This is a genomic window from Streptomyces tendae (assembly GCF_008632955.1).
In the GTDB taxonomy this organism is placed as follows: Bacteria; Actinomycetota; Actinomycetes; order Streptomycetales; family Streptomycetaceae; genus Streptomyces.
The window spans coordinates 1,147,914-1,173,852 of record NZ_CP043959.1; the positions used below are offsets into that span (position 1 = coordinate 1,147,914).

Here is a 25,939-nt window from a genome sequence, read left to right on the forward strand (position 1 = left end):
AGGTATGAGCCAGCCCGTTGACAATGCCGTCGACGCCGTCCGTACCTACATCGCAGAACACCGCGCGGCGTTCCTCGACGACCTCTCCGCGTGGCTGCGCATCCCCTCCGTCTCGGCCCAGCCCGACCACGCCCCCGACGTACGCCGCAGCGCCGAATGGCTCGTCGCCGCCCTCAAGGACACCGGCTTCCCCACCGCCGAGATCTGGGACACCCCCGGGGCCCCCGCGGTCTACGCCGAGTGGCCGGCCGACGACCCCGAGGCGCCGACCGTCCTGGTGTACGGCCACCACGACGTGCAGCCCGCCGCGCGCGAGGACGGCTGGGACAGCGACCCCTTCGAACCCCTCGTCCGCGGCAACCGCCTCTACGCGCGCGGTGCGGCCGACGACAAGGGCCAGGTCTTCTTCCACACCCTCGGCGTGCGCGCCCACCTCGCCGCCACCGGCCGCACCAGCCCCGCCGTCCACCTGAAGCTGCTGGTGGAAGGCGAGGAGGAGTCCGGCTCCCCGCACTTCCGGGCGCTCGTCGAACAGCACGCCGACCGGCTCGCCGCCGACGCCGTGATCGTCTCCGACACCGGCATGTGGTCCGAGGACACCCCGACCGTGTGCACCGGCATGCGCGGCCTCGCCGAGTGCGAGATCCGGCTGTACGGCCCCGACCAGGACATCCACTCCGGTTCCTTCGGCGGGGCGGTGCCCAACCCCGCCACCGCCGTGGCCCGGCTGGTCGCCGCCCTGCACGACGACGACGGCCGGGTCGCGATCCCCGGCTTCTACGACGGCGTCGTCGAGCTCACCGACCGTGAACGCGACCTCTTCGCCCGGCTGCCCTTCGACGAGGAGCGGTGGCTGCGCACCGCCCGGTCGCACGGCACCGGAGGCGAGGTGGGATACAGCACCCTGGAGCGCATCTGGGCGCGCCCCACCGCAGAGGTCAACGGCATCGGCGGCGGCTACCAGGGCCCCGGCAGCAAGACGATCATTCCGTCCTCCGCCATGGTGAAGCTGTCCTTCCGGCTGGTCGCCGGCCAGGATCCCGCACAGGTACGGGACGCGGTCGGCGCCTGGGTGCCCGGGCGGCTGCCGGACGGCATCCGGCACGAGATCACCTTCAGCCCCGCCACCCGCCCCTGCCTCACCCCGCTCGACCACCCCGCCCTGCGGTCCGTGGTCCGGGCGATGGGCCGCGCCTTCGACAAGCCCGTGCTCTTCACGCGCGAGGGAGGTTCGGGCCCGGCCGCCGACCTCCAGGACGTCCTCGGAGCGCCGGTGCTCTTCCTCGGCATCTCCGTCCCGTCCGACGGCTGGCACGCCCCCGACGAGAAGGTCGAGCTGGACCTGCTGCTCAAGGGCGCCGAGACCAGCGCCCACCTCTGGGGCGACCTCGCCGAGCACTGGCGGCACGCCCCCTGACCACCCACGCCGTCCGGAACGCCCGCCCGTGCGCGGCACACCGGCGATGCCGCGCCTCGCGCCCGCCGGACCCGGTCCCTCCCGCCTTCGTCCGCCAGACCGCCCGCCGACCCGATCCGTTCCTCCGGGGGAGTTGGAAGCACCCGTGACCACCAGGACCGACCACACCGCCGACCGCCCCATCTCGCTCACCGCCCCGAGCGGCATCGACCGCGCCGCACACCACCGGCTCGACGAGGCATGGCTCGCGGCGGCGTGGAGCCACCCCTCGACCCGCTGCTTCGTGGTCTCCGGCGGCCAGGTCCTCATCGACGAGACGCCCGACGGGCGCACCGAGCTCGTCATGACCCCGTCCTTCGAGGCCCCGCTCACCGAGGCACACCGCTACTTCCTGGGCACCGACGAGGACGGAGTCAGCTACTTCGCACTGCAGAAGGACGCCCTGCCCGGGCGCATGGACGACTCCGCCCGCCCCGCGGGCCTGCGCGAGGCGGGGCTCCTCCTGTCGCCGCGCGAGGCGGGCCTGATGGTGCACGCCGTCGCCCTGGAGAACTGGCAGCGGCTGCACCGCTTCTGCTCCCGCTGCGGCGAGCGCACGGTCATCGCCGCCGCCGGCCACATCCGCCGCTGCCCCGCCTGCGGCGCCGAGCACTACCCGCGGACCGACCCCGCGGTGATCATGGCCGTGATCGACGACCAGGACCGCATCCTGCTCGGCCGCCAGGTCCACTGGCCCGAGGGCCGCTTCTCCACACTCGCCGGATTCGTCGAGCCGGGGGAGGCCATCGAGCAGTCGGTGCGCCGCGAGGTCCACGAGGAGGTCGGCATCGGCGTCGGCGAGGTCGAGTACGTCGCCAGCCAGCCCTGGCCCTTCCCCTCCAGCCTCATGCTCGGCTTCGTCGCCCACGCCACCTCCACCGAGATCAACGTGGACGGCGACGAGATCCACGAGGCCCGCTGGTTCTCCCGCGACGAGCTCCGCGCCGCCTTCGAGTCCGGCGAGGTCCTCCCGCCCTACGGCATCTCGATCGCGGCCCGGCTGATCGAACGCTGGTACGGCGAGGACCTGCCGATGCGCAACGCCTTCTGACCGCCGTCAGACACGACGGAGCGGGGTGGCCGGTCCCGTGAGGGACAGCCACCCCGCTCCGTCGTGTGCGGGACGCTCGCTCAGGCGCCGATCTTCTGCTTGACCTGCGCCAGCGACGGGTTGGTGAGCGTCGAGCCGTCGGCGAAGAGGACGGTGGGCACCGTCTGGTTGCCGCCGTTGGCCTTCTCCACGAAGGCCGCGGACTCGGGGTCCTGCTCGATGTTGATCTCGGTGTACGCGATGCCCTCGCGGTCCATCTGGCTCTTCAGCCGGCGGCAGTAGCCGCACCACGTGGTGCTGTACATCGTCACAGTGCCCTGCATGCCTGTCGCGCTCCTTCGGCGGCTCGGGGAAGTCCTCGGTGTGGGGGGAACGTACTTGACAGCGCAGGCATTCCCGCCGCCGGGCCCGTCCCTCCCGGGCCCGGGCCCGTCCCTCCCGTCCGCGGGCCCGTTCCTTCCGTCCCCGTCCCCTCCGCCGGGGGACGTGACGCTTGCCGCATTTGTACGACTGCGGGGCCTTCCCTGTGGACAACCGGCTCACCCGTCCCGGGCGACCTGGCAGCATGGCTGTGTGACAGCAGCAACGCACTCCACCCTCTTCCCGCAGGTACCGGACTCGGCCGACGCGGTGCTCGAAGGTCTCGACCCCGAGCAGCGCGCCGTGGCGACCGCGCTGCACGGACCGGTGTGCGTGCTGGCGGGCGCCGGCACCGGCAAGACCCGGGCCATCACCCACCGCATCGCCTACGGGGTGCGGGCGGGGATCCTCCAGCCCTCCAGCGTGCTCGCCGTCACCTTCACCAACCGCGCCGCGGGGGAGATGCGCGGCCGGCTGCGGCAGCTCGGCGCGGTGGGTGTGCAGGCGCGTACGTTCCACTCCGCGGCGCTGCGCCAGCTCCAGTACTTCTGGCCCAAGGCGGTCGGCGGCTCCCTGCCCCGCCTCGTCGACCGCAAGGTCCAGCTGGTCGCCGACGCGGCCGCAGCCTGCCGCATCCGGCTCGACCGGGGCGAGCTGCGGGACGTCACCGCAGAGATCGAGTGGTCCAAGGTCACCCAGACCGTCCCCGCGGACTACCTGGCCGCCGCGGCCAAGGCCGGCCGGGAGGCGCCCCGCGACCCCGCCGAGATCGCCCAGCTCTACGCCGCCTACGAGGAGCTCAAGCACGAGCGCTCCGTCATCGACTTCGAGGACGTACTGCTCCTCACGGTCGCCGTCCTCCAGGACCGGCAGGACGTCGCCGAGCAGGTCAGAGCCCAGTACCAGCACTTCGTCGTCGACGAGTACCAGGACGTCAGCCCGCTCCAGCAGCGCCTGCTGGAGCTCTGGCTCGGCGACCGGGAGAACCTGTGCGTGGTCGGCGACGCCAGCCAGACGATCTACTCGTTCACGGGAGCAACCCCCGACCATCTGCTCGACTTCCGCATCCGTCACCCCGGGGCCACCGTCGTCAAGCTGGTCCGTGACTACCGCTCCACCCCCCAGGTGGTCCGCCTGGCCAACGGCCTGCTCGCCCAGGCCCGGGGCCGGGCCGCCGACCACCGCCTGGAGCTGGTCTCGCAGCGCGCCGCGGGGAGCGACCCGGTCTTCACCGAGTACACCGACGAACCCGCCGAGGCCGAGGGCGCCGCGCGCCGCATCCGCGAACTGATCGACTCCGGGGTCCCGGCCGGCGAGATCGCCGTCCTGTTCCGCACCAACTCCCAGTCCGAGATCTACGAGCAGGCCCTCGCCGACGCGGGCGTGCCCTACCAGCTGCGAGGGGCCGAGCGGTTCTTCGACCGTCCCGAGGTGCGCAAGGCGATCACCGCCCTGCGCGCGGCGGCCCGCTTCGGCGGCAACGACGCGCTCCTCGACGACGCCCCCGACCTGCCCTCCCAGGTGCGCGCCGTGCTCTCGGGCGAGGGCTGGACCCCGCAGCCGCCGGCCGGTTCGGGCGCGGTTCGTGAGCGCTGGGAGTCCCTGGCCGCCCTGGTGCATCTCGCCCAGGACTTCACCGCCGCCCGGAGCGGCGCCACGCTCGCCGATCTCGTCGTCGAACTCGACGAGCGGGCCGGCGCCCAGCACGCGCCCACGGTCCAGGGCGTCACGCTCGCCTCACTGCACTCGGCCAAGGGCCTGGAGTGGGACGTCGTCTTCCTGGTCGGCGTCGCCGAGGGCATGATGCCGATCACCTACGCAAAGACCGACGAGCAGATCGAGGAGGAGCGCCGTCTCCTCTATGTCGGCGTCACCCGCGCCCGCGAGCGGCTTCACCTCTCCTGGGCGCTCGCCCGATCGCCGGGCGGCCGGCCCAACCGGCGTCCCAGCCGGTTCCTCGACGGACTGCGCCCGGGATCGAACACCCCCGCGGGCCGCGTGGGCACGGCCGGCGCGGGAAGCGTGGAGCGCGGCACCTACACGAGGACGCCTGCCGCGGCCGAGGCGGCGCCGCGCCGCAGACAGCGCACCCCGGCCCGCTGCCGGATCTGTGGTCGCACGCTGACCGACGGCGGCGAGATGAAACTGATGCGCTGCGAGGACTGCCCCTCCGACATGGACGAGGGACTGTACGAGCGGTTGCGTGACTGGCGCGCCGGCCAGGCGCAGCGCAGCGGACAGCCCGCCTTCTGCGTCTTCACGGACAAGACGCTGATCGCCATCGCGGAGGCGGTCCCCGACGACGAGCAGGAGCTGGCCCGGATTCCCGGCGTGGGGATGCGCAAGCTGCGCCGTTACGGCGACGACGTTCTGGCCCTCTGCGCGGGCCGCGACCCCGCCGAGGGGCAAGATCAGGACTGATCCGAACTCGTCGGAAAAATAGTTTGCGCATGCCCCGGGAATCCCCATAGGTTCTTAGGCACGGGGACAGCGGCCTTCTCGGAGGCCCTGATTCCGTGTTGTACTTGCATATCCGCGACCGGTTCGCCCGGTCCCTTAGACGCCGAGAGGAGGCGAGTCCAGTGATCAGCATCAACATCAGCACCAGCGTCAAACTGACCGATCGCTCGGCCGTCTCCCTGTGCATGCTCGGCGCCTCCAACCGGGGCACCGGTCTGTCCGGCATTCCTGCCGTGCGTCCGGCGTCCTCCCCCGTGTCCGCGGGCCTTGTGGTCCGTGAGCGCGATGAGCGACCGACCAAGGCACTGGAAGCAGCAGTAGTGGCACAGGCGCAGGCCTATGCCTTTGCGGCGGCCGGTGCCGGATTCCGGAAGCAGACGACGCAGCACCACCTGATGTGGGCCTTCCGTGGGCCAGAACCCTGGAGTGATCCAGCCTGATTCGCTCAGGCCGGCGCCTTCAGGGCCGCGGAACCCCATCCGGGATCCGCGGCCCTTCTGTTTTCCCTGAACGGGGAGGCAGAGCAAGGCGCCTCGGGACAAGAGAAAAGAACCCGGTACCAGCCGCCACCCGGCCGACCGGCCGGACACGACCAGACGAGGAAGACGACCCGTGCAACTCGAAGCGCACGTTCCGTCCGTACCGCCTTCCGACACGATCCCCAAGCCCGGCTCCACGGAGGACCCGACCTTGACTCCGCTCACCGCGCTCACCGCGCTCGACGACGCCATCGAGAACCTCGGCGTACCCGTCCCGTGCCGCTCCTACGACCCGGAGGTCTTCTTCGCCGAGTCGCCCGCGGACGTCGAGTACGCCAAGTCCCTCTGCCGTACCTGCCCGCTGGTCGAGGCCTGCCTCGCCGGTGCCAAGGAGCGGCGTGAGCCCTGGGGCGTCTGGGGTGGCGAGCTGTTCGTCCAGGGCGTTGTCGTCGCCCGGAAGCGGCCGCGTGGCCGCCCGCGCAAGAACCCGGTCTCGGCATGAACACCCCCGGAACGATCGATCGCCCCTTCACGCACGACCCCCAGAAGCAGGCCCCGATGACGCCGTCCACTCACGAGCCCGCGGGCTCCGCGACCGAAGACTTCACCACCAGCGGTGCGAACGACTCGCGCCAGAACAGGACCCGAGAGATGCAACTCATCCCAGAAGCCCTGGCCCGTGCGCATATGCACGAGCGACTGCAGGAGGCGCAGCGGGAGCGCCAGGCCAGCGGCCTGGTGACCGCGCGCCGGATGCAGCGCCGGGCCGAGCGCGCCTCGCGGCGCGCCCGCCGCGCGCTCGCCATGGCGGTCATGCAGTAAGGCGTACGTCCGCCTGAAGCGACGGCCTCCCAGCTGGGGGGCCCGATCTCCCCGCGGGGGCCGGTCCGTGTGAACGGACCGGCCCCCGCAGTGTGTTGGCCGGGCGGCGCCTTTCGCACGGGGTTATCGTCGCCGGGTGACGAGTCATCCCGGTGGCAGTGACGACGACGGCTCCGCGAGCAAGCCCGAGCCGCTGGTCTGCGCCCGCTGCGGTCTGCGCGCCGCGGCCCCGCAGCCGACCTGGACCCTCTCCGTGGAGGACGGCTCCCGTCTGCGCCACTGCGAGCGCTGCTCCCGCGAGAACCTGCGCGCGATCGAGGGCCGGCTGGACTCGCGGTGGTGGTGACCCGGTCCGCCATGTCCGCCGCGCTCCGGTCACGCCCGGCACACCGGTCGAACCGGCCGCTCCGGTCGGTCAGGCCTGTGCCACCTCGTCCTCCTCGCCCGGCTCCCCGGGGAGGAACGACGGCAGCCAGTCCTCCAGCTCCTCACGCAGCCGGACCGTGGCGCCCAGCTGGCACAGCACACCGATGGTGCTCAACGTCACCCGGTGGATCAGCAGGTAGGCCGGCGGCAGATTGAGCTGCTTGGCCAGCTGGTACGCCGGGGATCGGGGGTCCGCTATCCGCGCCGCCTGACTGCGCATCCAGCCGCGGGTGAAAGTGAACTCGTCTGCGCGCGCCGGTTCGATGATCGGCGAGAGGTAGTCGAGCACGGCGTCGGGATCCAGCTCCACGGACTCCTTGACGAAGCCCTCGGCGCAGAGCATCTCGTAGACGGCCTCCGCCTCGCCGTCCAGCGTCATGCGCAGCGCCTCGCCGATGGGGGCGGGCAGCCCGTCGGGCAGCCGGTCGACGGTGCCGAAGTCCAGGACGCCCAGACGCCAGTCGTCCTCACCCCCGGGACCCCCGGACAGCAGACGGAAGTTGCCCGGATGCGGGTCCGCGTGCAGCAGGCCGGTGCGGGCGGGACCGGAGAACAGGAAGCGGGCCAGGAGCTGTCCGGCCCGGTCCCGCTGTTCCTCGGTGCCGTCCGCGATGACCTCCGACAGCGGTGTGCCGTCGATCCACTCGGTGATCAGCACCTGCTCGCACTGGTGGACCACGTCCGGGACGACCACGTCGGGATCGCCGGCGAACTCCTCGGCGTGCGCCCGCTGCGCCTGCGCCTCCAGGCCGTAGTCCAGTTCCTCGGAGACCCGGTCCTTCAGTTCCGTGATCAGCGGTTTCACGTCCATGCCGGGGATCAGCGGGCCGAGCAGGCGGGCGAAGCGGCTCAGCTGGTTGAGGTCGGACAGCAGGGCCTCGCCGGCGCCGGGGTACTGCACCTTGACCGCGACCTCGCGGCCGTCGTGCCACACCGCCCGGTGCACCTGGCCGATCGAGGCGGCCGCGGCCGGCTTGTCCTCGAACTCCTGGAACAGTTCCGGCCAGTCCTCACCCAGCCGCTCCTCGAGCACCGCGTGCACCGTGCGGGTCGGCATCGGCGGGGCGGCCTCCTGCAGCTTGGTCAGGGCCGCCCGGTAGGGACCGGCGACCTCCTCCGGCAGAGCCGACTCGAAGACGGACAGGGCCTGGCCGAACTTCATGGCGCCGCCCTTGAGCTCGCCCAGCACCTTGAAGAGCTGCTCGGCGGTGCGCTGCTGGAGTTCACGGCCGACAAGCTCCGCGGACTCGCCCACGATCCGCTTGCCGAGTCCCCAGGTCGCCCGCCCGGCGAAGCCGAGCGGGAGAGCGGCCAGCTTGGCGGTCCGGGTGACCGCCTTGCGGGGAAGATCAGACATGCGCCCTCCAGGTCCTTGCCGGCCGCTCCGCGTCCGCCTGACGGCGCGACTCCTTCGACGGCCCGTGCCCGGCCATTGTCTCGTGCGACCCCCCGTCGGCGGGGATGTGTTCTCCCTTACCTTTGCCGGGGTCCGCGTCAGCGGACCCGCACGGACAGTGACGGTGGGGCGCCACCGGCCGGGGCTGCCAGTGCAGCTGAGGAAGGGACACCTCCCAGCGCGCACCCGCACTGGACGGCATCCGCCCGTCGAGGAAGGCCAGCGCGTGCGCGGCGGCGAGCCCCGCCACAGTGGCGGCCAGCGCCAGATCGCAGGCACCCACTCTGCGCTGCCGGCCCGAGCGCCACTGGGCCACCAGCCGCGGCCACGCCGGGTCCCGGTCGACGCGGTCCTGCTGGAAGCAGCCGGCGCAGCCGGTCTCGCCGGGCAGGACGAGCGGTCCGACCACACCGGTGCCCTCCACCACCCCGGCGTAGAGATGGGGCGTGCCCGACGACATGAGCGACTCGGCGGACGACGGGTCCGGCGTGTGCACGGCGACGTCGTCCCGCGGGGTGAGCACCACGAGGGAGTGGCCCGGATCACCCTCGGTGAGAGGGGTGCGGGCGGCGCGGCGTGGCGGCCGGTCCGGCGCGCACCGGCGCACGGCCCGCCGGGCCGCCCCCTCCCGCCGCTCGCCGACCGCCTCCGCGGGCAGACCACCGGGCGCCACGTCCCACGGCTCGACCTGCCCGACGTCCCGCACCTCTACCTCGCCGACGCCCGCCCCGGACAGCAGCGACGCCAGCGCCGCCCCCACCCGGCCCGCTCCTCTGACCTGCACCCGCATGCTGCGCCGCGCCGCCAGCACCAGGGGCGGCTCGCCCGGCTCGACGGTGGTCAGACCGAGTGAGGCCAGGTCCGGGCGGAGCCGGTCGAGCATGTCGGCCTTCGCGCGCAGGGCGTCGGCGGCCGGCCCGCCGCCCCGGGAGTCGTCCAGCAGCCCGGCATGGGACAGCCGCCGCACCAGCCGGTCGACATGGCCGTCGGGAAGCTCCATGCGGCGGCCCTCCTCGCGCAGCAGATCCAGTCCCCGGGTGCCGTCGAGCAGATCCAGCAGGCTGCCCGTGGCCGTGTCCACCGGCCCCAGCGTCAGTGCGTGCGCCGGTGTCATCCCGAACTGCACGGTGCTGCGATCACGCCACCCGCGCCGAAGAGCGGGCTTGATCATCGGATGCATGAAGGACCCCCGTATGTCCTGGAACGTGCCTGTGACCGGGCCGGTCCGCTCGCGGTCCGGCCGGCGCTGCCAGCATGCCCCGGGTCGTCGGGAGGCGGCCGAAAGTTGTCCACAGGCGCCCGAATTCGTCGTATAAATCCGGCGCCCGGTGACGGGATCGCCGGAGAACCGTCCCGGAGCCGGGACTTCCCCGGGTGCAACAGGTACGGTCGGGACGTGCCCGCCGACCCCTTGCACCGCGCCGGAACATCACAGCGCAGCGCGACGAGCCAGCCGACGGACGGCTCACGGGCGAGCGCGATCGAGGTCCGCAGGAGCTCCCGCAGACGCAGAACGGTCTCCGCGTACCGCGAGGGCGATCGCACCGTCGTGCTCATCCCCGCCCGGATGTCCGAGGCCGAGGAGCAGCGCTGGGTGAGCGTCATGCTCGACAAGCTCGCCGCCCAGGAGAGCAAACGCACCCTCGGCGACGCCGAGCTGGCCGAGCGTGCGCGGCGGCTGTCGGAGCAGTACTTCGACGGCCGGGCCCGCCCCGACTCGGTGCGCTGGGTGACCAACCAGAACACGCGCTGGGGCTCGTGCACCCCCGCCGAGGGGAGCATCCGGCTGTCCCACCGGCTCCAGGGCATGCCGGAGTACGTCGTCGACTACGTGCTCTGCCACGAACTGGCCCACCTCCTGGTCCCCGGACACGGCCCCCGCTTCTGGCGGCTGCTGGAGGCATACCCCCGCACCGAACGGGCCCGCGGCTACCTCGAGGGCGTGGTCGCGGCCGAGCGGCTGCCGCACGTCCCGGGCGCCCGGGACGAGTGACCACCGCCCGAGACGAACGCGGCGCGAGCGCGCTCGCGCGTTGTGTACCGGGTCTGTACCGACTGCTTCCGGTGTCCGGAATTGCCGTTAGCCTGGCGCGACGCACTCACATTCGGGATGGGGGACGGTCGTACGCATGGCCAGGGAATTCCAACGCGGCCACAAGGCCAGGATCAGTGACCTCACCGCGGGCACGGACCTGTACGTAGGAGTACAGATCTCCGGACCGGGGCTCAGCTTCGACATCAGCTGCTTCGGGCTCGACGCCGACGAACGGCTCTCCGACGACCGGTACTTCGTCTTCTACAACCAGCCGAAGTCCCCCGAGGAGTCCATCCAGCTCCTGGGTGCCCAGGCGGGCGACACGGAGTCCTTCCGCGTCACGCTGGACCGGATCCCGCAGCAGGTCAGGAAGCTGTCCTTCACGGCGACGATCGACGGCGCCGGGCAGATGTCGCAGGTCGGGCCCGGGTACATCCGCATCGTCGCGGGTGGCGAGGAAGTGGCGCGGTACCCGTTCAACGGCTCGGAGTTCTCCACCGAGCGGGCCGTGATGCTCGGCGACTTCTACTTCAAGGACGTGTGGCGGTTCGCCGCCGTCGGCCAGGGCTTCGACGGCGGGCTGGACGCGCTGCTGCGCAACTTCGGCGGCCAGGTGGCCGACGACGAGCCCGAGGCCGCCCCCCAGACACAGGCGGCCACGCCCGGTTTCGCGCCCCCGGCCCAGGCCGCCGCCCCGCCCGCGTTCGGCGTCCCCGGAGGCGGCGCTCCCGCCCCGGCCCCCGCGCCGCAGCCCGCCGCTCAGGGCTTCGCGCCCCCGCCGGCTCCCGCGCCCGCCGCGCCGCCGGTGCACTCCGCGCCCACCATCGTCGCGCCCATGCACACGCCGCCCGGAGGCGCGCCGGTGCCGCCCCGGCCCCGGCTCCCGCCCCCTCGGCCAGACGCCCCGCCACCTCCGGGGTACGGCCAGCCGCCCGCCCCGCCGCAGGCAGCGCCTCCGCCCGGCTACGGTCAGCCCCCGGCGCCTGCGGGAGCCCCCGCGCCTCCGCCGGGCTACGGCCAGCCGCCCGTCGCACCCCAGGCACCCGCCCCGCCGCCCGGCTACGGCCATCAGCCCCCGCCCGGCCAGGTGCCCCACCAGCAGGCCCCCTACGGCGCACCCCAGGGCATGCCCCAAGGGATGCCGCAGGGTGCCCCGCAGGCCGCCGGTGTGCTCGGCGCGCTCCAGACGTACAAGGAGACGCCCACCGGACAGCGCTGGACTCAGCAGAACAAGAAGCTGGTCCGCGCCGACCTCGGCATCGGCGGCCAGCCCGTGCTGGCCCGGCAGGGCAGCATGGTGCTCTACCAGGGCAAGGTCGACTTCAGCTACAAGGGCGCAGGCTTCACCGGCCGCCTCGTGGGCAACGCCACCGGCCAGGAGATGCAGCTGATGCGCTGCACCGGCCAGGGACAGGTGTTCTTCGCCGAGAACTCCACGATGCTGCACCCGATCGAACTCCAGGGCGACGCCGTGTGCGTCTCCGCCGAGAATGTCCTCGCCTTCGACGAGGGCCTCCAGTACGAGGTCCGCCGCATCGAGGGGCACGGCATCCCCGGCGGCGCGCTGTTCACGATGCAGTTCCAGGGCACCGGCACGATCGTCGTGAAGACGCACGGCACGCCCGTGGTGCTGCCGGTCACGCCCACCACGTTCGCCGACTGCAACGCCGTGGTCGCCTGGTCGGCCGCGGCCCAGGTGGTCGTCTCCAGCCAGGTGCGGATGCGGCGCAACTCCTACCCTGGCGACACCGGGGAGAGTGTGAACCTGCAGTTCCGGGGCGCCCCCGGCAACTTCATCGTCGTCCAGCCGTACGAGATCTGAGGGAGCCCGTCATGAACCAGCCACTCGCGGGCTACGCCCCCGCCCCCGTCACCGCCCGCATGGAGAACCACGGCAACCACATGCTGAAGGTCGCCATGCAGACCGGGAACGACCTCCTCGCGCGCGTCGGGTCGATGGTCGCCTACGAAGGGTTCGTCCAGTACGAGCCCAACCCGCCGGCCGTCCGCCAGATCGCCAAGGACTGGCTCACCGGTGAGGGCGCGCCCCTGATGAAGTGCTCCGGCGACGGCCTGCTCTACCTCGCCGACTACGGGGCCAACGTCGTCGTGATCAACCTCAACGGCGACGGCATCTCGGTCAACGCCACCAACCTGCTTGCCTTCGACGCCCACCTCACCTGGGGTGTGGAGCGGGTCAAGGGCCTGGCGAAGTTCGCCGGGCAGGGCCTGTGGAACACCAAGATCTCCGGTCAGGGCTGGGTCGCGCTGACCTCGCGCGGCAAGCCGATCGTCGTCGACTGCGGAGGTGGCGAGGACGAGACGTACGTCGACCCGGACGCCCTGGTCGCCTGGTCCCCGAACCTCAAGGTGAAGGGCAAGCGCAGCTTCCGCGCCCAGTCGCTGATCGGCCGCGGCAGCGGCGAGGCCTACCAGATGGCCTTCTCCGGTCAGGGCATCGTCGTCGTCCAGCCCAGTGAGGACAGCACCGACCGTCTCCGGTTCCGGGGCTGAGGGGGAGCAACCACACCATGCAGAGCCCGCTTTTCGCCTACAACGACCAGCAGACCCAGGAACGCTGGAGTCTGCAGAACCAGCAGATGCTGCGGGTCGGCCTCGAGGGCCACGACGACGTCCTCGCCCGTAAGGGCACCATGGTCGCCTACCAGGGACTCGTCGAGTTCGACGCCGAGTTCCAGGGCAACAGCGCCGCACGCGCGCGTGCGCACACCGGTGAGGGACTGGACCTGATGCGCTGCCACGGGCAGGGCACCGTCTACCTCGCCAACCTCGCCCAGCGCGTCCACATCATGGACGTGGAACAGGACGGCCTGACCGTCGACAGCAGCTACGTCCTCGCGATGGACTCCTCGCTGCACCACGAGGTCATCGCCGTCGACAGCCTGTACGGCATCTCCGGCTCCGGGAAGTACCAGCTCAACATCACCGGCCGCGGCAAGGTCGCGCTGATGACCTCGGGCATGCCGCTGCTGCTCCAGGTGACGCCGGACAAGTACGTCAACTGCGACGCCGACGCGATCGTCGCCTGGTCCACCTCGCTGCGCGTGCAGATGCAGGCCCAGACGCATTCCTCGGGGGTGTGGCGCCGCCGCGGCAACACCGGCGAGGGCTGGGAGCTCAGCTTCATGGGCAGCGGCTTCGCACTGGTCCAGCCGAGTGAACTGCTGCCGCCGCAGAACGCCACCATCGGCTCCGGCGTCGCCGCGCAGTACGGCATGGGCCAGCAGGGCGCCCGCGGCCAGAACCAGGGCAACGTCTGGAGCTGAGCGCTCCGGACACACGAGGGGGCCGCGCCCGAGGAGGGCGGGGCCCCTTCGTTCCGTTTCAGGTACCGAGTCTCGCGCGCGTCGCGTGGAGCAGCCGGACGACGGAGTCGTCCGCCACGGACGGCACCTCGTCGTATAGGAACCAGCGCACGTCGAGGGACTCGTCGCTGACCGCGTGGACGGCGTCCGGGGCGGCCAGGGCCGCGTACTGGACGTCGAAGTGGCAGTGGCAGGGCGGCGGGATGGGATGCCGGTCGAGCCGCACGGGACCGCCCGCGAGGAGCGTCAGCCCCGTCACGCCGGACTCCTCGGTCGCCTCCCGCAGGGCCGCCGCGGCCAGCGTGGCGTCGCCGGGCTCGCAGTGGCCGCCCATCTGCAGCCACATCCGCAGCTTGCGGTGCAGGGTCAGCAGGACCCGGCCGCGCTCGGGGTCGACCACGAGGGCGCTCGCCGTGACATGACCCGCCCCGCACGCCTTCCACAAGCCGTCCGGATGCGCGGCGAGGTGCTCCAGGTAGGCGTCCCGCAGCTCGGGCTGGTCCTGGTACGCCTTCAGGACCAGCACCGCGTCGTCGTGCAGGCTCACTCGCTGTCGTCGCCCTTGCTCTCGTCGCCCTTTCCGCCCTCGTCACCCTGGTCCGGGGCGTCCGCCTCCGGGGCGTCCCCCGCGTCCTTCTTGCGAAGGTCGGGCTTGCCGGCGGCCTCACCGAGCATCTTGTCCAGCTCCGAGAAGTCGATCTGCTCCCGGTGCACGAAGCCGTCCGGGTCGTCCAGGTCGGTGGCCGTCGGCAGCATGTCCGGGTGCGCCCACAGGGCGTCCCGGCCGTCGACCCCGCGCGCGTCGGTGAGCGAGGCCCACAGGCGCGAGGCGTCGCGCAGGCGCCGCGGACGCAGCTCCAGACCGATCAGCGTGGCGAACGTCTGCTCGGCGGGACCGCCCGAGGCTCGCCGGCGGCGCAGCGTCTCCCGCAGGGCGTCCGCCGACGACAGCCGCGGCTTGGCCGCCGCGTGCACGACCGCGTCCACCCAGCCCTCGACGAGGGCCAGCGCCGTCTCCAGCCGGGCCAGGGCCGCCTTCTGCTCGGGCGTGTCCTCCGGCTGGAACATGCCCTGCTGAAGGGCCTCCTGCAGCTGCTCCGGGTTCTGCGGGTCGAACTGGCCGACCACGTCCTCCAGCTTGCCGGTGTCGACCTTGATGCCCCGGGCGTAGCCGTCGACCGCGCCGAACAGATGCGACCGCAGCCACGGGACGTGCGCGAAGAGCCGCTGGTGGGCGGCCTCGCGCAGGGCGAGGTACAGCCGCACCTCCTCCTGCGGGACGCCCAGGTCCTTGCCGAAGGTCTCGATGTTCAGCGGCAGCAGCGCGGCCCGGCCGGCCGGGCCCAGCGGCAGGCCGATGTCGGACGAGCCGACGACCTCACCGGCGAGCACGCCCACGGCCTGCCCGATCTGCGTGCCGAACATGGCGCCGCCCATGGAGCGCATCATGCCGATCAGCGGGCCGGCCATGGCCTGCATCTCTTCCGGCAGGACGTCGCCCATCGCGTTGCCGACACGCTCGGCGACCGGGTCGACCAGCTCACGCCAGGCGGGCAGGGTCGCCTCGACCCACTCCGCGCGGCTCCAGGCCACGGCGGAGTTCGCGCCGGACGGCAAGGAGGTGGCGTCGTCCAGCCACAGGTCGGCCAGGCGGACGGCGTCCTCCACGGCCTTGCGTTCGGTGGGGCCGACGCTGGCGTCCTTGGAACCCTGGGAGGTTCCCTGGGCGACCGTCTGCCGGGCGGTCTGTTTGGCCATGTCCCAGTTCACCGGCCCGCCCTCGTAGGAGAGCATCTGGCCGAGCTGCTGGAACGCGGCTCCCAGGTCGCCAGGGTTCATCGACCCGAACATCGCGGCGAACGGATTGTCCGCGCCCGGGCCGCCAAAGCCGCCCGCCCCGGGCATGCCGAAGCCGAACGGGTTGGCCGGGCCCTGACCACCGCCGCTCTGCGGGTCCTTCTTCTTGCCTTCGTCGCCGTCGTCCGGCTCCTCCGGCGGAAGGCCGAATCCGAATGGGGTGTCACTCACGGGTTTCCTCGGCTTGTAGGGCCACCGGTTCTTTCCGGCGGCACGGCTGCCCGACAACACCACCCAGCGTAGACACCTGAAGCGGTTCGGGCCTCGGTGCTTCGCCGACAGAGGGCCTGCGGCAGGATGGATGCCACCTGGTACGTACGCGTCGCCCGCGCTCGTACTGAAGACAACCGCTGGAGACGCCCGGTGAGTTCCCCAGATCCGCAGGTTCGCGCAGCGCGAAACAAGTCAACCAGTCCTCCGCCCCGCGGGCCCGTCGTCGCGGTCACCGGAGCCGCTTCCGGCGTCGGCGCCCTGCTGACCGCGCGGCTTGCCGCGTCGGAGGAGGTCAAGCAGGTCGTCGCCATCGACGAGCGGCGCGGCGAGTGTGCCGAGGCCGAGTGGCACATCCTGGACGTCCGGGACCCCGCGATCGCGGACCGGCTGCGCGGGGCCGACGTGGTGGTCCACCTGGCCCTCGACCTGGACCTGGAGACCGACGCGGCCGCCCGGACGGCCTACAACGTGCGCGGCACGCAGACGGTGCTGACCGCCGCCGCGGCCGCCGGCGTGCACCGGGTGGTGCTGTGCACCTCGACCATGGTCTACGGGGCGCTCCCGGACAACGAGCTGCCGCTGGCGGAGGACGCGGAGCTGCGCGCCACCGCGGAGGCCACCGGCGTCGGCGACCTCCTGGAGATCGAACGGCTGGCCCGTCGGGCGCCCCGCGCGCACCCCGGGCTCAACGTCACCGTGGTCCGTCCCGCCGTGCTGGTGGGTGGCACCGACACCGCGCTGACCAGGTACTTCGAATCGCCCCGGCTGCTGGTGGTGGCGGGCTCGCGGCCCGCGTGGCAGTTCTGCCACGTCGACGACCTGTGCAGCGCCCTGGAGTACGCCGTGCTGGAGAAGGTCGACGGCGAGCTGGCCGTCGGCTGCGACGGCTGGCTGGAACAGGAGGAGGTCGAGGAGCTCAGCGGCATCCGGCGGATGGAGCTGCCGTCGGCGGTGGCGCTCGGCGCGGCGGCCCGGCTGCACCGCATCGGGCTCACCCCCTCCCCGGCCGGGGACCTGGCGTACACCATGTACCCGTGGGTGATCAGCGGCAGCAGGCTGCACGACGCCGGGTGGCGTCCGGCGTACACCAACGAGGAGGTGCTCGCGCAGCTGCTCGACGAGGTCTCCGGGCGGCACACGGTCGCGGGCCGCCGGCTGGGCCGCAAGGACGCGACGGCCGCGGGCGCGGCGGGGGCCACGGTGGCGCTGCTCGGCGCCGCGGCGGTGGTGCGCCGGGCCCGGAAGGCGCGCCGGCGGATCTGACCGCCGGCGCGGCCGGTCCGCGCCACTGCGGGGAAGCCTCCGACGTGTCTTTGGAGGAGCCTCCGAACGGGCACGCGCGCGCATGGGGCGATGACGCTGTTCCGTGCCGTCGGCGGGGTGGGGCACGATGGGCGCATGGCATCCACGACGGACCACCCCGGTGAGCAGCCCGCCCAGGACCCGATCAAGCTGATCGCGATCCGCGACACCCCGCTGTCGGTGGACGAGATCCTCCGCGCGGTCGGTGACGACGCGGCCGGCGGGACGGCGTTCTTCGTGGGGACCGTGCGCAACCACGACGGGGGCGCGGACGTGGACGAGCTGGGCTACTCGTGCCATCCGAGCGCCGAGGACGAGATGCGCCGCATCGCGGAGAAGGTCGCCGCGGAGTATCCCGTGCGGGCGCTCGCGGCGGCCCACCGGGTGGGGGAGCTGCGGGTCGGGGACCTCGCGGTGGTCGTCGGCGTGTCGTGCGCGCACCGGGGCGAGGCCTTCGATGCCTGCCGGAAGCTGATCGACGACATCAAGCACGAGGTCCCGATCTGGAAGCACCAGCGCTTCTCGGACGGCACCGAGGAGTGGGTGGGCGTCTAGGGCCCCGCTCGGATCCCGGCTCGATCCGGAGGGCGCTGTCCTGCGGTTGCGTAACCGCACCCCTGAGGTGAGCGTTGTCACTGCGGATGGTTAATCTGCTGATCAGTCAGTGTTGCGGACGCTCATGGGGTTGGGAGGTCGGCATGGCGGCGCTTGCCTGGTTGCTGATTCCGCTGGTGGCCGCGATCGGAGCGGGACTGTGGGGCAGTTGGGCCAACCGGACCCGCAAGGTGCGGGGTGACGGTCCGGAACTCATCGGATATGCCCGTTTCCGGGAAGCCATGGAGAAGCCCCGCTCGGGCAGCTGAGCGAGGGAACGGCGGGTCAGGACCCGTGGCGTGGTCAGGGCCGCTCGTCCGGGCGGCCCTGACGGTGCGCTGACAGGTCCGTCCCGTACTGTCGAGACATGCCACGCCGTACGGCGACGATGCTCGCCTCCACCCTGATGCTGATCGCGCTCCTGTGCGTGGGAGTCTTCATCCCGGTGCCCTACGCGGAGATGTCGCCGGGGCCGACGGTGAACACGCTGGGTGAGCACGACGGCGAGCCGGTGCTGCAGATCGCCGGGCACAAGACCTACCCGACGGACGGTCACCTCAACATGACCACCGTGCGGGTCACCAGCGCCGACTACCGGATGAACCTCGTCGAGGCCGTGTACGGCTGGCTCGCGCACGACACCAAGGTCGTCCCGCACGACACCCTCTACCCGGACGGCAAGACGGAGGAGCAGTCGACCCAGGAGAACGCCGAGGAGTTCAGCCAGTCCCAGGAGAGCGCCAAGGTCGCGGCGCTGAAGGAACTCGGCGTCCCGGTGAAGTCCTGGGTGATCGTCTCGACCGTCGTCAAGGACGCGCCCGCCGAGGGCAAGCTGCACGCGGGCGACGTGATCAAGGCTGTCGACGGCAAGGCCGTGAAGGAGCCGACCGACGTCGCCGAGCTGGTGACCGAGCACCGGCCGGGCGAGGACGTGGTCTTCACCATCGTGCCGGCCAAGGAGCAGGCGGCCGCCGAGAAGGAGAAGCGGACGGCGACGCGGACCGAGAAGGTGACGATCACCACCCGCGCCTCCGACGACGCCGGCGAGAAGCGCGCCGTCGTCGGCATCTCGGCGGGCACCGACCACACCTTCCCGTTCTCCGTCGACATCAAGCTCGCCGACGTCGGCGGCCCGAGCGCCGGTCTGATGTTCGCCCTCGGCATCTACGACAAGCTCACCCCCGGCAGCCTGACCGGCGGTGAGTTCGTCGCGGGCACCGGCACGATCGACGACAACGGCAAGGTCGGACCGATCGGCGGGATCGAGATGAAGACGGTCGGCGCGCGCGGCAAGGGCGCCGAGTACTTCCTCACGCCCGCCGAGAACTGCGCGTCCGCCGCCAAGGACACCCCGGGGGGCCTCACCCTGGTGAAGGTCGCCACCATCGACGACGCCCTGGACGCCCTGAAGGACATCCGCGCGGGCGACACCGCCGACCTGCCGTCGTGCTCCGCGTCCTGACCGGACCGGCTACTCCTCGAACGTCGCCGTCAGGGCCTGGGCCAGACCCGGCACCAGATCGGAGCCGGTGAGCACCTCGGTGGGGGAGTCCTTCTCCCGCAGCCGCAGTGCCGCATCGCGCGCGCCGTCGCGCAGCACCGCGACCGTCATCCGCACCTCCTGCCGCTCGGGGTGCTCGGACACCCACTTGGCGAGCGCGGCCTCGTCGAGGTTCTCGGGGACCTGCGCCTCCGCGGACGGCGGCAGCATCAGCCGCTCCACGGTGAGGGCGCAGCCGGTCACGGCGTCGGGCCAGGCGATGGTGGCGAGGAACTCGTCGAGGGGTTTGCCCGTCGGGATCTCGTCCTGCTCGATCGGGGTGAGGGCGGCGGACTCCTGCTCGCCGTCCAGGCCGAGCTTGTCCGCGAGGGAGGGCTGTTCCGCCCGAAGCCGGGCAGTGTCTACGAGTGCGAACAGGCGGGCGGGCTGGTCCCAGCCCAGTCCGGAGACGTACTCGTCGATCTCGAGCACGGCCCGGGTGAGCGGGTTCGCGGCCATGGGTGTGTTGGACATGGTCACAATCCTCTCTCGTTCCCGGCCGGAATCGGGAACCGAGTAAAGCGTGAGTAAGTTGCATAGGTGTGGGCCCACGACACGGGGGGCCACGAACGGTCCGTGAAGACGCGGGCTCGACGAATCAACAGCGAACTTCGAGGTGCCTACCTTGGCTTTCCAGATGCCGGACCGCGGCGGAGGCCCGACGGGGCCACGGATCAGAGTGGGCCGGCCGTCCCGACGGGTCCGGACCTTGCTCATGACACTGGGCGTCCTTGCCGTCCTCGGCATGGTGTTCACCATGTTCGCGGGGTTCTGGACCGACTGGCTGTGGTATCGCTCGGTCAACTACTCGTCGGTGTTCACCACGACCCTGTGGACCAAGGTCGGGCTCTTCTTCGTCTTCGGTCTGCTGATGGCCGTCGCGGTCGGCTTCAACATCTGGCTCGCACACCGCCTGCGGCCGCCGCTGAGCGCCATGTCGATGGAGCAGCAGAACCTCGACCGGTACCGCATGGGCATCGCCCCGTACAAGAAGTGGCTGCTGCTGGGCATCACCGCGCTGGTGGGCCTGATCGCGGGTGCCTCCGCGTCGAGCCAGTGGCGCACCTGGCTGATGTGGGTCAACGGAGTGTCCTTCGGGCAGAAGGACCCCCAGTTCCATCTGGACGTCTCCTTCTACGCCTTCGACCTGCCCTGGTACCGGTTCCTGCTCGGCTTCGGCTTCGCGGCCACCATCCTGGGCCTGATCGCCGCCGCGCTCACCCACTACCTGTACGGCGGGCTGCGCATCACGAGCCCCGGCGCGCGCGCCACGGCCGCGGCCACCGGGCACCTGTCGGTGCTGCTCGGCATCTTCGTCGCGCTGAAGGCCGTCGCGTACTGGCTCGACCGGTACGGACTGGCCGTGAAGTCCAGCGACTTCAAGGCCACCGACAGCTGGACCGGCCTGCGGTACGTCGACGCCAACGCCTACCTGCCGGCCAAGACGATCCTGTTCTGCATCGCCGTGATCTGCGCGCTGCTGTTCTTCGCCACCCTGTGGCGGCGCACCTGGCAGCTGCCGGTCATCGGCTTCGGCCTGATGGTGCTGTCGGCGATCCTCATCGGCGGCCTGTACCCGGCGATCGTGCAGAAGTTCCAGGTTCAGCCCAACGAGCAGGCCAAGGAAGCGCCGTACGTCGAGAAGAACCTCGCGGCCACGCGTGAGGCCTACGGGATCGGCGACTCGCAGGTCACCGACTATCCGGGCACGGCCACCACCAAGGACCAGGCCAAGCTGCGGGACGACGTGGCGGGCGCGGCCAGCATCCGCATCATGGACCCGAACATCGTGTCCCCGACGTTCCAGCAGCTCCAGCAGATCAGGAACTACTACGCGTTCCCGACCAACCTGGACGTCGACCGCTACGCCAAGGACGGTAAGGAGCAGGACACCGTCATCGGCCTGCGCGAGCTGAACTACAACGGCATCCCGAAGCGGAACTGGATCAACGACCACTTCCGCTACACCCACGGCTACGGTGCCGTGGCCGCGGAGGGCACCAGTGCCGACTCCGGCGGGCGCCCGGCGTTCACCGAGTCCGACCTGCCGTCCAAGGGCGACCTCGGCACGTACGAGCAGCGCGTCTACTACGGCGAGCGGACGACCACGTACTCCATCGTCGGCGGTCCCCAGAAGGAGATCGACTACTCCGACGACAGCGGCGAGAAGACGTACAGCTACCAGGGCGACAGCGGCGTCAACCTCGACAACCCGGTCAACCGGGCCGCCTACGCGGTGGCGTTCGGCGAGCCGCAGATCCTGTACTCCGGTGCCATCGGCGAGGGTTCGCGGATCCTGTACAACCGCACGCCCAAGGAGCGCGTCGAGGCGATCGCGCCGTGGCTGACCATCGACGGCGACGCCTACCCGGCGGTCGTGGGGGGCCGGATCCAGTGGATCGTCGACGCCTACACGACCACCAACGGCTACCCGTACGCGTCCCGCACGACGCTGGGCGACACCACGGCCGACTCGCTGACCGCGACCAACGACCAGCGGACGGTGGTGGCCCAGCAGAACCAGGTCAACTACATCCGCAACTCGGTCAAGGCGACCGTCGACGCGTACAGCGGCGAGGTCAAGCTCTACCAGTGGGACACCCAGGACCCCGTCCTCAAGACGTGGATGAAGGCGTTCCCGGACACCGTGGAGCCGCGGAGCGAGATCTCCCAGGAGTTGATGGACCATCTGCGGTACCCGCAGGACCTGTTCAAGGTCCAGCGTGAGCTGCTGACCCGCTACCACGTGAAGGACGCCAACACGTTCCTCTCCGGCAGCGAGGTCTGGCAGGTGCCGGACGACCCGACGAACAAGACGGGTGAGACGGTCCCGCCGTACTACCTGAGCATGCGGATGCCGGACCAGCAGAACCAGGTGTTCTCGCTCACCACGACGTTCACCCCGAACGGCCGTGACAACCTGAGCGCGTTCATGGCGGTCAACGCCGATCCGGGCACCGAGGACTACGGCAAGATCAGAATCCTGAAACTGCCGACCAGCACCACGGTCTCCGGACCCAAGCAGGTGCAGAGCCAGTTCAACTCCCAGCAGGACATCGCCGAGACGATCAGGCTGCTGAGAGGCGGCGACTCCGAGGTCGAGTACGGCAACCTGCTGACCGTCCCGCTCGACGGCGGACTGCTCTACGTGGAGCCGGTCTACGTCCGCGGTGGCGGACTGAAGTACCCGCTGCTGCGCAAGGTGCTGGTGACCTACGGCGGCCAGACGGCGTTCGAGGACACCCTGGAGCAGGCGCTCGACAAGGTCTTCGGCGGCGAGGGCACACCCGTCGAGCCACCGGCCGACGAAGGCACCGACGAGGACGAGGGCACCACGCCCCCGCCGAGCACGGAACAGCCCTCGACGGTCCAGGAGGCCCTGAACGACGCGCAGAAGGCCTTCGAGGCCGGCCAGGAAGCCCTGAAGAACAACGACTGGGAGGCCTACGGCCGGGCGCAGAAGGACCTTGAGGACGCGTTGCGCAGGGCCGAGGCGGCGCAGCCCGGCGGGTCCGGCGGGTCCGGCGGGTCCGGCGGCGCGCGGAGCAGTCCGAGCGCGGACCCGGGCTCCGGTCCACGGGCGAACAGCTGACCAGGCGGCCTGGTCACAGGCCCACCCCGCGCCGTGCTACGGTTGCAACACAACGGCGCGGGGTGGAGCAGCTCGGTAGCTCGCTGGGCTCATAACCCAGAGGTCGCAGGTTCAAATCCTGTCCCCGCTACTGAAGTCGCGCGGAAGCGACACCAAAGGCCCGGATTCCCAAGGGAATCCGGGCCTTTGTGGTGGGCGAACGCATGTGCCCGCTTCCTCGACGGCGCTGCCGCCGACGGGAGTTGAGCGATCTGTGTTTGACTTGTCTCTCTGTGGGCATGTCGACAAAACGCTGAAGTGACCTCACTGACTGCGGTATACCAGGTGTACCCAGGTTGCAGGTGGTGCGACGATGGATGTTATGGGGGACAAGGCAACTCTGTTCGAGTCAGGGCGTTTTGTGCAGTCCTCCCCCCGGGAGGAGACCCCTCACGAGACGGGGGAAGCGGCCGAGGAGGCGGCGGAGGAGCTGCGCCGGCGGCTCGCCGCCGAGGCCGGCGACGTCGAGGCGATGAGCGTCCTCGGCGCGATGCTGCTGCGCCGTGGTGACCTCGACGGTGCCGAACCCCATCTGCGTGCCGCCACCGCCGCGGGCGACCGCGCCGCCGCCAACAACCTGGGCGTCCTGCTGCACCAGCGGGGCTACCCCGACGAGGCCGCCGGATGGTGGCGGATCGCCGCCGTCGCCGGTTCGACGGCGGCGGCCCACGCGCTCGGCCGCCACCATCGCGAGCGCGGGGACGAACCCGCCGCCGAGTACTGGCTGCGCCAGTCCGCCGAGCAGGGCCACACCCTCGGCGCGTACGCCCTCGCCGACCTCCTGGAGCACCGGGGCGACGCGGAGGGCAGCGAGCGCTGGATGCGGGCCGCGGCGGAGCGCGGGCACCGGGAGGGCGCCTACCGGCTCGCCCGGGCCGTGGACCGCCGGGCCGCGCGCGACTCCGCCGACGCCGGTGCCGCGCTGGTCGAGGAGGCCGAGCAGTGGTACCGGCAGGCCGCCGCACGCGGACACCGCCGGGCCGCTCTGCACCTGGGCACGATCCTGGAGAAGCGCGGCGAGCTGAAGGAGGCCGGGCGCTGGTACCTGACCTCCGCCAAGGACGGCGAGCCGCGCGCCGCGTGCGCGCTGGGTTTCCTGCTGCGCGACGCCGGGGACACCGAGAACGCCGCCGTGTGGTGGCTGCGGGCGGCGCAGGACGGTGACGGCAACGCCGCCAACGCCCTGGGCGCGCTGCACGCGGAGCGGGGCGAGACGCAGACCGCCGAGCGGTGGTACCGGGCCGCCATGGACGCCGGCGACATCAACGGCGCCTACAACCTCGGGCTGCTCTGCGCCGACCAGGGGCGCACCACCCAGGCCGAGCAGTGGTACCGCCGCGCCGCCTACGCCGGTCACCGCGAGGCGGCGAACGCGCTGGCGATCCTGCTGCTGCGCGCCGGGGACGAGACCGGCGCGGAGCCGTGGTTCTCCAAGGCCGCGGAGGCCGGCAGCGTCGACGCCGCCTTCAACCTCGGCATCCTGCACGCCGGGCGGGGCGAGGAGCGGGCCGCGCTGCGCTGGTACGAGCGGGCGGCGGGCGCCGGGCACACCGAGGCGGCGCTCCAGGTCGGCATGGCGCGGCTGCGGGAAGGCGAGGAAGCTGAGGCCGAGCGGTTCCTGCGGTGCGCGGCGGGCGGCGGCAGCGCGGAGGCGGCGTACCGGCTGGCGACGGTGCTGGACGCCCGCCGGCCGCCGGAGCCCGCGCACGAGCTGGGGGAGCCGGTGCACCGGCGCAGCGAGTGCGAGGAGTGGTACGAGCGCGCTGCCACCCAGGGGCACCGGCGCGCCCAGGTGCGGGTCGGCATGCTGGCCGCGGCCCGCGGGGACGTCGTCGAGGCGGCCCGGTGGTACCGGGAGGCCGCGGAGGCCGGCTCGCGCAACGGCGCCTTCAACCTGGGGCTGCTGCTGGCGCGGGAGGGGAGCGAGCCGGAGGCGGCGGTGTGGTGGACCCGCGCGGCGGATGCCGGCCATGGCCGTGCGGCTCTGCGGCTCGCCCTGGTGTACGCCCGCCGTGGCGAACTGGCGGAGGGGCAGCGGTGGGCGGACCGGGCGGCGGAACTGGGGCCTCAGGCGGTCACGGAACGGGCGACGCGGTTGCGGGACGCTCTCCGGGAGGAGCTGTCCGCCTAGCGCGGCCGAATGCGAGGGCTGAGCCCCGGACCGCCCTCGCGCAGCTCCCGCGCCCCTACGGGGCGCCTTCCCGGCCCCCTGGCGCGGTCGCCGCGCCCTTCAGGAGCCTCGGGGAAGCCTGCGGGGAAAGGATTTGCTTCCATCGGGTGTCTTGACGTAGCGTTGCATTCATCGCCGCGGGGTGGAGCAGCTCGGTAGCTCGCTGGGCTCATAACCCAGAGGTCGCAGGTTCAAATCCTGTCCCCGCTACTGAAGGCCGAGGGCCGGAATCCGAAAGGGTTCCGGTCCTCGGTCGTTCGTTCGTGTACGACAGCGGAGCGCTCGGCGCGGGCGCGACGAAAAGCCCCGGCACCCTGAGGTGCCGGGGCCTCGTGCGTCGGGTGGCGGCTAGGCCGCCGCGCAGTTCGGGCAGAGGCCGCGGTACGTCACCTCGACGTCGGACACCGTGAAACCGAACCGCTCCGTGGCGGGGAGGTCGGCCAGCGGGTTGCCGGTCGGGTGGACGTCGCGGATCGCTCCGCACTGCGCGCACACCAGGTGGTGATGGGGGCGGTGCGCGTTCGGGTCGTAGCGCTTGGCCCGCTTGTCCGTGGCGACCTCCAGCACCTCGCCGAGCGACACCAGTTCGCCCAGGGTGTTGTAGACGGTCGCCCGGGAGATCTCGGGCAGCTTGGCGACAGCTCTGGCGTGCACCTCGTCGGCCGTCAGGTGGACGTGTTCGCCGTCGAGGACCTCGGCCACCACACGGCGCTGCGCGGTCATCCGCCAACCACGTCCGCGAAGCCGTTCCAGAAGGTCACTCATAGGCACCAGCCTAACAGCAGGGGGGAGTCGAACCCCGAACGGGTGTGACTTTGGAG

Annotated in this window: 24 protein-coding genes and 2 tRNA genes; 19 read left to right on the forward strand and 7 right to left on the reverse strand. The window is 71.8% G+C overall.

The features are described from left to right. The first annotated feature begins 4 nt into the window (after positions 1–4). A complete protein-coding gene (locus tag F3L20_RS05440; RefSeq protein ID WP_150152682.1) occupies positions 5–1,417 on the forward strand; it encodes a dipeptidase in 1,413 nt (470 codons plus the stop codon). 145 nt (positions 1,418–1,562) lie between these two features. Next, a complete protein-coding gene (gene nudC, locus F3L20_RS05445) occupies positions 1,563–2,507 on the forward strand; it encodes an NAD(+) diphosphatase (RefSeq protein WP_150152684.1) in 945 nt (314 codons plus the stop codon). Between the two features lie 80 nt (positions 2,508–2,587). Here nudC and F3L20_RS05450 read toward each other — a convergent pair whose 3' ends face one another. Then, positions 2,588–2,830 (reverse strand): mycoredoxin, encoded by a 243-nt coding sequence (locus F3L20_RS05450; RefSeq protein WP_024884374.1) that lies wholly within the window; start codon positions 2,828–2,830, stop codon positions 2,588–2,590. 250 nt (positions 2,831–3,080) lie between these two features. Between F3L20_RS05450 and F3L20_RS05455 the strand changes: the two genes are divergently transcribed. From F3L20_RS05455 to F3L20_RS05475, 5 genes are all read left to right on the forward strand, one after another. Further along, positions 3,081–5,288 carry an ATP-dependent DNA helicase UvrD2 gene (locus tag F3L20_RS05455; protein ID WP_167534471.1) on the forward strand — a complete coding sequence of 736 codons (2,208 nt, stop codon included), beginning with the start codon at positions 3,081–3,083 and terminating at the stop codon, positions 5,286–5,288. Between the two features lie 161 nt (positions 5,289–5,449). Beyond that, complete coding sequence (locus tag F3L20_RS05460; RefSeq protein WP_145827251.1) at positions 5,450–5,767, forward strand: hypothetical protein; 318 nt, start codon at positions 5,450–5,452, stop codon at positions 5,765–5,767. A 172-nt stretch (positions 5,768–5,939) separates the two neighbouring features. Beyond that, positions 5,940–6,308: a WhiB family transcriptional regulator gene (locus tag F3L20_RS05465; RefSeq protein WP_145827252.1), complete on the forward strand. Its 369-nt coding sequence runs from the start codon at positions 5,940–5,942 to the stop codon at positions 6,306–6,308. Next, entirely contained in the window at positions 6,305–6,628 is a 324-nt protein-coding gene (locus F3L20_RS05470; RefSeq protein ID WP_145827253.1) for a hypothetical protein, read from the forward strand. The genes F3L20_RS05465 and F3L20_RS05470 overlap by 4 nt, the downstream gene beginning before the upstream one ends. A gap of 136 nt (positions 6,629–6,764) precedes the next feature. Beyond that, a complete protein-coding gene (locus F3L20_RS05475; protein WP_150152686.1) occupies positions 6,765–6,974 on the forward strand; it encodes a hypothetical protein in 210 nt (69 codons plus the stop codon). A 69-nt stretch (positions 6,975–7,043) separates the two neighbouring features. On the opposite strand, the gene F3L20_RS05480 is transcribed toward F3L20_RS05475, so the two are convergent. Further along, entirely contained in the window at positions 7,044–8,411 is a 1,368-nt protein-coding gene (locus tag F3L20_RS05480) for an ABC1 kinase family protein (protein ID WP_150152688.1), read from the reverse strand. After that, positions 8,404–9,630 carry a TOMM precursor leader peptide-binding protein gene (locus F3L20_RS05485; protein WP_150152690.1) on the reverse strand — a complete coding sequence of 409 codons (1,227 nt, stop codon included), beginning with the start codon at positions 9,628–9,630 and terminating at the stop codon, positions 8,404–8,406. The genes F3L20_RS05480 and F3L20_RS05485 overlap by 8 nt, the downstream gene beginning before the upstream one ends. A 216-nt stretch (positions 9,631–9,846) precedes the next feature. On the opposite strand from F3L20_RS05485, the gene F3L20_RS05490 reads away from it, so the two are divergent. The 4 genes from F3L20_RS05490 (at position 9,847) to F3L20_RS05505 (ending at position 13,772) form a co-directional block, all read left to right on the forward strand. Continuing rightward, a complete protein-coding gene (locus F3L20_RS05490; RefSeq protein WP_145827257.1) occupies positions 9,847–10,443 on the forward strand; it encodes a M48 metallopeptidase family protein in 597 nt (198 codons plus the stop codon). 136 nt (positions 10,444–10,579) lie between these two features. Then, positions 10,580–12,307, forward strand: a complete 1,728-nt coding sequence (locus F3L20_RS05495; protein WP_150152692.1) for a TerD family protein — start codon at positions 10,580–10,582, stop codon at positions 12,305–12,307. 11 nt (positions 12,308–12,318) lie between these two features. Continuing rightward, entirely contained in the window at positions 12,319–12,999 is a 681-nt protein-coding gene (locus F3L20_RS05500; RefSeq protein ID WP_024884384.1) for an AIM24 family protein, read from the forward strand. Between the two features lie 17 nt (positions 13,000–13,016). Beyond that, positions 13,017–13,772: an AIM24 family protein gene (locus F3L20_RS05505; RefSeq protein ID WP_145827260.1), complete on the forward strand. Its 756-nt coding sequence runs from the start codon at positions 13,017–13,019 to the stop codon at positions 13,770–13,772. Between the two features lie 58 nt (positions 13,773–13,830). Here the strand turns inward: F3L20_RS05505 and F3L20_RS05510 are convergent, their stop codons facing one another. After that, a complete protein-coding gene (locus F3L20_RS05510) occupies positions 13,831–14,358 on the reverse strand; it encodes an NUDIX hydrolase (protein WP_150152694.1) in 528 nt (175 codons plus the stop codon). Then, positions 14,355–15,839 carry a zinc-dependent metalloprotease gene (locus F3L20_RS05515; RefSeq protein WP_150152696.1) on the reverse strand — a complete coding sequence of 495 codons (1,485 nt, stop codon included), beginning with the start codon at positions 15,837–15,839 and terminating at the stop codon, positions 14,355–14,357. The genes F3L20_RS05510 and F3L20_RS05515 overlap by 4 nt, the downstream gene beginning before the upstream one ends. Positions 15,840–16,031: 192 nt before the next feature. Here F3L20_RS05515 and F3L20_RS05520 point away from each other — a divergent pair, with 192 nt between their 5' ends. The 4 genes from F3L20_RS05520 to F3L20_RS05530 all read left to right on the forward strand — a co-directional run bounded on the left by F3L20_RS05520 (position 16,032) and on the right by F3L20_RS05530 (position 19,239). Next, a complete protein-coding gene (locus F3L20_RS05520; protein WP_024884388.1) occupies positions 16,032–17,144 on the forward strand; it encodes an SDR family oxidoreductase in 1,113 nt (370 codons plus the stop codon). Between the two features lie 135 nt (positions 17,145–17,279). Further along, the gene (locus F3L20_RS05525) at positions 17,280–17,738 is read left to right on the forward strand and encodes a molybdenum cofactor biosynthesis protein MoaE (protein WP_150152698.1); all 459 of its coding nucleotides are present in this window, start codon (positions 17,280–17,282) and stop codon (positions 17,736–17,738) included. Between the two features lie 143 nt (positions 17,739–17,881). Beyond that, the gene (locus F3L20_RS33925) at positions 17,882–18,046 is read left to right on the forward strand and encodes a hypothetical protein (protein WP_167534472.1); all 165 of its coding nucleotides are present in this window, start codon (positions 17,882–17,884) and stop codon (positions 18,044–18,046) included. A gap of 98 nt (positions 18,047–18,144) precedes the next feature. Further along, positions 18,145–19,239: a YlbL family protein gene (locus F3L20_RS05530; RefSeq protein ID WP_150152700.1), complete on the forward strand. Its 1,095-nt coding sequence runs from the start codon at positions 18,145–18,147 to the stop codon at positions 19,237–19,239. Between the two features lie 9 nt (positions 19,240–19,248). Here F3L20_RS05530 and F3L20_RS05535 read toward each other — a convergent pair whose 3' ends face one another. After that, on the reverse strand, positions 19,249–19,791 hold the full coding sequence (locus F3L20_RS05535; protein ID WP_150152702.1) for a PPA1309 family protein: 543 nt from the start codon (positions 19,789–19,791) through the stop codon (positions 19,249–19,251). A 163-nt stretch (positions 19,792–19,954) separates the two neighbouring features. Here F3L20_RS05535 and F3L20_RS05540 point away from each other — a divergent pair, with 163 nt between their 5' ends. The 4 genes from F3L20_RS05540 to F3L20_RS05555 all read left to right on the forward strand — a co-directional run bounded on the left by F3L20_RS05540 (position 19,955) and on the right by F3L20_RS05555 (position 25,328). Next, on the forward strand, positions 19,955–22,909 hold the full coding sequence (locus F3L20_RS05540) for a UPF0182 family membrane protein (protein ID WP_240810926.1): 2,955 nt from the start codon (positions 19,955–19,957) through the stop codon (positions 22,907–22,909). 56 nt (positions 22,910–22,965) lie between these two features. Continuing rightward, positions 22,966–23,039, forward strand: a tRNA-Met gene (locus tag F3L20_RS05545). Between the two features lie 222 nt (positions 23,040–23,261). Then, positions 23,262–25,079: a tetratricopeptide repeat protein gene (locus F3L20_RS05550; protein ID WP_206338861.1), complete on the forward strand. Its 1,818-nt coding sequence runs from the start codon at positions 23,262–23,264 to the stop codon at positions 25,077–25,079. A gap of 175 nt (positions 25,080–25,254) precedes the next feature. Continuing rightward, positions 25,255–25,328, forward strand: a tRNA-Met gene (locus F3L20_RS05555). Between the two features lie 138 nt (positions 25,329–25,466). On the opposite strand, the gene F3L20_RS05560 is transcribed toward F3L20_RS05555, so the two are convergent. After that, a complete protein-coding gene (locus F3L20_RS05560; protein WP_145827269.1) occupies positions 25,467–25,883 on the reverse strand; it encodes a Fur family transcriptional regulator in 417 nt (138 codons plus the stop codon). Positions 25,884–25,939: the final 56 nt, after the last annotated feature.